The 6,570-nt window shown below is 41.4% G+C and carries 6 protein-coding genes; 5 read left to right on the forward strand and 1 reads right to left on the reverse strand.

The window, feature by feature from the left end:
* The first annotated feature begins 21 nt into the window (after window positions 1-21).
* The 3 genes from ACFQZ9_RS09730 to ACFQZ9_RS09740 all read left to right on the forward strand — a co-directional run bounded on the left by ACFQZ9_RS09730 (window position 22) and on the right by ACFQZ9_RS09740 (window position 4,436).
* Window positions 22-1,548 (forward strand): aldehyde dehydrogenase family protein, encoded by a 1,527-nt coding sequence (locus ACFQZ9_RS09730; protein ID WP_498943580.1) that lies wholly within the window; start codon window positions 22-24, stop codon window positions 1,546-1,548.
* 14 nt (window positions 1,549-1,562) lie between these two features.
* Complete coding sequence (locus ACFQZ9_RS09735) at window positions 1,563-2,771, forward strand: iron-containing alcohol dehydrogenase (RefSeq protein WP_498943581.1); 1,209 nt, start codon at window positions 1,563-1,565, stop codon at window positions 2,769-2,771.
* Between the two features lie 726 nt (window positions 2,772-3,497).
* Window positions 3,498-4,436, forward strand: a complete 939-nt coding sequence (locus ACFQZ9_RS09740; RefSeq protein WP_498943582.1) for a DHH family phosphoesterase — start codon at window positions 3,498-3,500, stop codon at window positions 4,434-4,436.
* 45 nt (window positions 4,437-4,481) lie between these two features.
* On the opposite strand, the gene ACFQZ9_RS09745 is transcribed toward ACFQZ9_RS09740, so the two are convergent.
* Entirely contained in the window at window positions 4,482-4,937 is a 456-nt protein-coding gene (locus ACFQZ9_RS09745) for a hypothetical protein (RefSeq protein WP_498943583.1), read from the reverse strand.
* A gap of 156 nt (window positions 4,938-5,093) precedes the next feature.
* Between ACFQZ9_RS09745 and ACFQZ9_RS09750 the strand changes: the two genes are divergently transcribed.
* Together ACFQZ9_RS09750 and ACFQZ9_RS09755 are read left to right on the forward strand one after the other, a co-directional pair.
* Entirely contained in the window at window positions 5,094-5,591 is a 498-nt protein-coding gene (locus ACFQZ9_RS09750) for a GNAT family N-acetyltransferase (protein WP_498943620.1), read from the forward strand.
* Between the two features lie 214 nt (window positions 5,592-5,805).
* Entirely contained in the window at window positions 5,806-6,465 is a 660-nt protein-coding gene (locus ACFQZ9_RS09755) for a C39 family peptidase (protein ID WP_498943584.1), read from the forward strand.
* Window positions 6,466-6,570: the final 105 nt, after the last annotated feature.

Raw genomic sequence — 6,570 nt, forward strand, 5'->3', positions numbered from 1 at the left:
TAATAAATTGGAGGAGTTCGGATGACTGTAAATGTAGATGTACAAAGTTTTCCGCTATTTATTAATGGAAAATGGGAACCTTCAAGCAGCCAAGAAATGTTCGATGTCTATAATCCCGCAACTGGGCAGCTGGCGGCAAGGGTTGCCAAGGGAACCGAGGCTGATGTTGACAGGGCTGTTCAAGCAGCGAGACTTGCTTTTGATCAAACAGAATGGAAAAACATGTGTCCGAAAGACCGTTCTAATATTCTTTATGCGATTTCCTATCAAATTGCGGCACATGCCGAGGAGTTGGCTTATCTTGAGGCAATCAGTTCGGGTGGTACGGTTCGTCGAATTGGTAACAGCGATATCTTACAAATGGTCGATTTGTTTCAAACACTAGCAAAATTCACGCTGGAATACCCATTCTCTGAAACACTTCCGGTTCCACCATTTCCAGGGCCCGCCCATAATTTTATTTGGCGCGAGCCAATCGGAGTCTGTGCCGCTATCACTCCTTGGAATTATCCAATGGTGATTGCCTGCTGGAAAATTGCACCGGCACTGGCGATGGGCAATACTATCGTAGTCAAGCCGGCAAGCTATACACCGTTGTCGACTTTGAAACTAGCAGAAATTATTTCAAATGTTGTTCCGCCTGGCGTCATCAATGTTGTCACCGGATCAGGTGTTGAGGTGGGTGAAGCACTTGTCCGCCATCCTAAGGTCGATAAAGTTGCCTTTACCGGTTCAACAGAAGTAGGAAGAAGAATTATGGGGCTTGCTGCCGGTACGATTAAAAATACTACCTTAGAACTTGGGGGGAAATCTCCCAATATTATTTTAGAGGATGCCGATTTAAGTATCGCACTACCTGGCAGTCTTTTTGGTGTGTTCTTGCATTCCGGGCAGTTCTGTGAGTCAGGTACGCGGTTATTTGTTCCGGATTCGATTTACGACCAAGTTGTTCAAGGGCTTGTGGCACTAACGAGTAAATTAAAGCTAGGGAATCCGCTTGACACTAAGACCGATATGGGTCCGGTTATTTCAAAAAAGCAAAAAGACACCATTCTTTCTTATATTGAAACAGGGAAACAGGAAGGGGCTACACTTGTTTGCGGCGGCAAGGAAGTACAGGTGTCGGGCTGTGAAGAAGGACATTTCATCGAGCCAACAATTTTTACGAATGTGACCAATGATATGAAAATTGCCCAAGAGGAGATTTTTGGTCCTGTTTTATGTGTAATTCGTTATTCAAATGTAGAGGAAGCAATCTGTATGGCCAATGATACGATTTATGGACTTGCCGCAGGCGTTTGGACCCGTGATGTCAATAAGGCTTATGATGTTGTTCGAAAGCTTCAGGCAGGTGTAGTCTGGATCAATGATTGGCATATGCTTCGGAATGATGCCCCTTTCGGCGGGTATAAGCAAAGCGGCATCGGCAGGGAAATGGGCAAGCATTCCCTTGATGCTTATACACAAGTCAAGCATGTTCATACATCAATGGTTCCGGAATTAGAAAGACGAAACTGGTATGGAATTCTGTTTGGTCAAAACGAATAGGGGGTATTTTTGAAATGAAAATGACTTTATCACAGTTTATGCTTCGTACAGGAATTTACAGTGGGTCCAATTCCCGTGCTATTGTTCCGAGCTTGTTTGCTGGCCTTGGTGCAAAAAGGGTTGTGCTTTTCAGTGACAGAGGATTAGAAAAAGCGGGCGTTGTCGAAAAAGTTGCTGATATTTTTAAGTTGACCGGTCATGGAAGCGGCCCGGAACTTGTCGGCACCTACCTTGATATTGCTCAGGATGCGGAAAGCCGCTGTATTAATGAGGCGGCCAGTTACGCTCGAGAGGTTGGAGCGGATGCATTATTAGCTGTCGGGGGCGGGAGTGTTTTAGATACGGTAAAAGGGGTAAAGTATGCCCTTCATAAGGGACTAGCGGATATTAAGGAGGCGATTCCAGGGGGTCTTTTATACGAATCGTTTCCGAAGGCTGGCTTCATTCCCATTCCACATATTGCGATTCCGACGACTGCGGGTACAGGTTCCGAGGTTTCACCGATTGCGGTTATTTTTAATGAAGACATTCAAATGAAGACCAATATTATTCATCCATTTATTAATGCAGACATGGCAATTTTGGATCCCGATTTAACGGTCGGGCTGCCTCCGGCCATTACTGCCTTTACTGGATTTGATGCATTAACACATGCAATTGAGGCACTTGTCTCACCAACTGCAACGGCCTTAACGGATGCACAGGCACTTCATGCGATTCGCTTAATTGAAAAAAATCTTCCTGTTGCTGTAGCGAATGGAGTGAATATTGAGGCAAGAATGGATTTACTTCATGCGAGCTTAATGGGAATTACCGCATTTAGTTTTGCTTTGAATGCAATTCCGGTCCATAATTTGGCACATGCTTACGGGGCACTGTTCAGAATTCCACATGGGTTGGCCAATGCAGTGTTTTTACCGGTGGTGATGGAGTATATTCCACAGTTGTATTTACCGAAAGTGGCTGAGCTCGCAGAGGCATTGAGAGTAGATGTGAAGGGGGATTCTGCAGAAGCGGCCTTGGCAAAGGTTGTGGAGAAAATTAGGGTGATGCAGCATAAGGTAGGTCTCCCATCTGATTTTAAAGATTATCAGATTTCTGAAGAAGCTCTAAAGCAAACCATTCCCGCGGTGATGAAGGATCCAGCAGCTGTAAGCTACCCAATGCCGAAAGAATTAATAGCAGCGATTGGACAGAGAGTGGTACCGATAGGTGTGAAGTAGATTGATCTTGTGGAATGCACATGGCGTATTTTGATGCTGTGTGCATTTTGGTTTTTAACGGGGATGAAGGCCGAAACTGGGTAAGAGAGCCATGAAAACGGCCTTCATAGGGTCGATGAAGGTCGAAACTGGGTGAGAGAGTCATGAAAACGGTTTTCATAAGGTCGATGAAGGTCGAAACTGGGTGAGAGAGTCATGAAAACGGCCTTCATAGGGTCGATGAAGGTCGAAACTGGGTAAGAGAGTCATGAAAACGGCCTTCATAGGGTCGATGAAGGTCGAAACTGGGTGAGAGTGTCAAGAAAACGGTTTTCATAAGGTCGATGAAGGTCGAAACTGGGTGAGAGAGTCAAGAAAACGGCCTTCATAAGGTCGATGAAGGTCGAAACTGGGTGAGAGAGTCAAGAAAACGGCCTTCATAAGGTCAATGAAGGTCGAAACCTCGTGAGAGAGTCATGAAAACGCTCTTCATAAGGTCGATGAAGGCCAAAACTGCAGGAGTAAGCCATAAAAACGACCTTCATAAGGTCAATGAAGGCCAAAGCTAGATAAGGGACACTTGAAAATGTCTTTCATAAGACCTCATCCTAGAGCGGAAACTCCATAAATCTTAGTAAAACAGTCAGATTTATTTTGTATCTTCCTTCAGAATATTATATAATTTTCGTTAGGGTCATCCCCCAAGGGGCTTGTCCGTATAATTTATTCGATTAAGGAGTAATTCAGATGGAAAAAGTTTTGATTTTCGGGCACAAAAATCCCGACACAGACACTATTTGCTCTGCACTAGCCTATGCAGATCTGAAAAAACAATTAGGAATGGATGTTGAACCGGTCCGCCTTGGTGAAGTCAATGGCGAAACTCAATATGCCTTAAATTATTTCAACGCTGATGCACCTCGCTTGGTGGAAACAGTAGCAAACGAAGTCAATGCTGTCATCCTTGTTGATCACAACGAACGCCAGCAAAGTGCTAGTGATATTACCGATGTTCGTGTACTGGAAGTAATCGACCATCACCGTATCGCAAACTTTGAAACAAGCGACCCGTTATACTATCGCTGCGAACCAGTAGGATGTACCGCAACCATTTTAAACAAAATGTACAAAGAAAACGGCAAACAAATAAGCAAAGAAGTTGCCGGTCTTATGCTTTCTGCAATCATTTCTGACTCTTTATTATTCAAATCCCCAACCTGCACCGATCAAGACGTTGCTGCTGCACGCGAGCTAGCAGAAATTGCCGGTGTTGATGCTGATACATATGGTTTAGAAATGCTAAAAGCCGGTGCCGATTTGAGTGAAAAAACAACTGAACAGCTTCTTACCCTTGACGCAAAAGAATTCGAAATGGGCTCAAGCAAAGTTGAAATTGCTCAAGTCAATGCGGTGGATACAGACGATGTGCTTTCACGTAAAGAAGATTTAGAAGCAGCGATTTCAAAAATTGTTGCCGAAAAGAACTTAGATCTTTTCCTATTTGTTGTAACGGATATCCTTACAAACGATTCAGTTGGACTAGCAATCGGAAGTAAAGCAAGCGCGGTTGAAAAAGCTTATAATGTAACGCTTTCTGATAATACTGCTGTATTAAAGGGCGTTGTTTCTCGTAAAAAACAAATCGTCCCTGTTCTAACAGACATTTTTAACAAAGGTGAATTTTAAGAAGAAAACCCATCATGTGAACATGATGGGTTTTTTATTGAATCTTCATTTACTCTCTTCCTTTTTATCATTTCTTAATAAGAATGTGAGCGGCTGATCAGAACCGGTCATTAATTTGTACACGTAGGTTGAGGTGACCTTATAACCATCCTCAATTTTTGTGGCCAGGTAATTGGTTCTTTCAAACAGTATTGAACGAATATGGTTTATTTGGCGCAGTATTTTCTCTGTCAATGCTTCCTGACGATCAAGTCGAGTCAATACTTGATTAAGCATATCCATCATCATCTGCTCATCATGTTCAATAACAGTACGTAAATTACCATTTTTTTCATCCATCGTATTCATTACATGGTTGAACATTCTCTGCAGTTCTTTTTTCTGTTCCTCTAATAGATCAGCTAAAGCATCATTACGGGAAAATTGTTGATTGGGTTCCTGGATGGCCTCAGTGTTTTTATAAAGCTCAGGGAACTTGTCGTGATCAAAATATAATCCCATGATTATACCTCCTCCCCGCCACTACTTTTTATGTTATTCTATGCATTTATTAAGCAGATTGGGACATCGGCTGTTTTTTTGTTTTTTTAGAAGGGAAATGGAAAAAGGTGGCGAATTATTCAGGGGTTGATTTCAAAATGGAGGAGGCGATTAATGATGGAAATCAGACAATTAAATTCTATGGATGCAAGGCAATATCAGAATCTGCGCTTAGAAGCGTTACAAAAAGATCCTGAAGCCTTTGCTTCAAGCTATGAGGAAGAAAAGGAATACTCCCTTGAAACCTATGCAAATCGATTGAACTCCGAAAATGTTTTTACTTATGGAGCTTTTGAGAATGACAAGCTGTGTGGGGTTGTAACACTCGTAAGGGAATCTAAGCGAAAAACAAAGCATAAAGCCTCTATTTTTGCCATGTATGTATCCCCTGAAACACGGGGAAGGGGTGTGGGAAAACGATTAATGGGGGAAGCTATTGAAAAAGCAAAACAAATGGGCGGTGTTGAGAAAATTAATCTAACCGTTGTATCCTCCAATGAATCTGCCAAAAAGCTTTATCATCTATGCGGGTTTGAGACATTTGGCCTTGAGAAAAGATCTGAAAAAGTTGATCAAACGTATTATGATGAGGAATATATGGTGTTGTTTTTGTAAAAGTGAAATTGCCGGGGCCGTAAGTGGCCCCAGTTTTTTTGATAGATTTTTATCCATAAATCATCCAAAAATGTTAAAATAATTATATCAAAATTTTATTTTAGGATGGTTTGAGCTAGTAATGAAAAGGTTTTTTATAGTCAGTATCATTTTTTTTATAGCATTCTTTAATACATATAATATCAAACATTTTATTTATAAAAGGTTTGATGATTTGTTTCCATCTCAAATGGCAGAGGCGGTTATAAAGAAGGGAGAAAGCAAATCAAAAAAAGTAGAACCGTCTGTGAAAGAAAAAAAACAACTGCTCGAGGTTCCCTTAATCAATCAAATGGATGAACCTCATCTGAAAAATGGCTGTGAGGTTACGAGTTTAGCCATGATTCTTAACTATTATGGGATAAAAGTTACGAAAAACGGATTAGCGGATCTGATAAAAAAAGAACCTCTCAACTATCCCCATAACAAAAAAGGCAATCCAAATATTGGATTTGTTGGCGATATGGCAGATGGACCTGGACTCAGCGTTTATAACGGCCCTATTTTTGATCTTGCGAAGAGGTATATGGGGGATCGTGTAGTTAACTTAACAAATCGGCCGTTTGATGAACTTTTAGAAAAAGTTCATCAAGGTTCTCCTGTTTGGGTTTTAATTACAAACAATTTTAAACCGGGTGCTAAATTTCGGAAATGGGAAACTCCTCAGGGGACTATTTATATCACATTTAGCGGGCATAGTGCAGTAATCACGGGATTTGATAAGCATTATATCTATGTAAATGACCCGTATGGTTATAAAAATAGGAAAGTGAATCGAAAAGATTTTTTTGATGCTTGGTCGGAAATGGGCAAGCAAGCCATTTCAATAGAATGAATAATCAAAAGCCTGTTCAAAAATGATCTGACCCAATAAAGTTAGACAAATATTTTAGGCTACTTTGAGGACCTGAGCTCGGTATTCTACCGGACTTAGGTCTTT

The sequence above is a fragment of the Neobacillus sp. GCM10027624 genome, from assembly GCF_042675345.1.
Classification (GTDB): Bacteria; Bacillota; Bacilli; order Bacillales; family Cytobacillaceae; genus Neobacillus; species Neobacillus cucumis_D.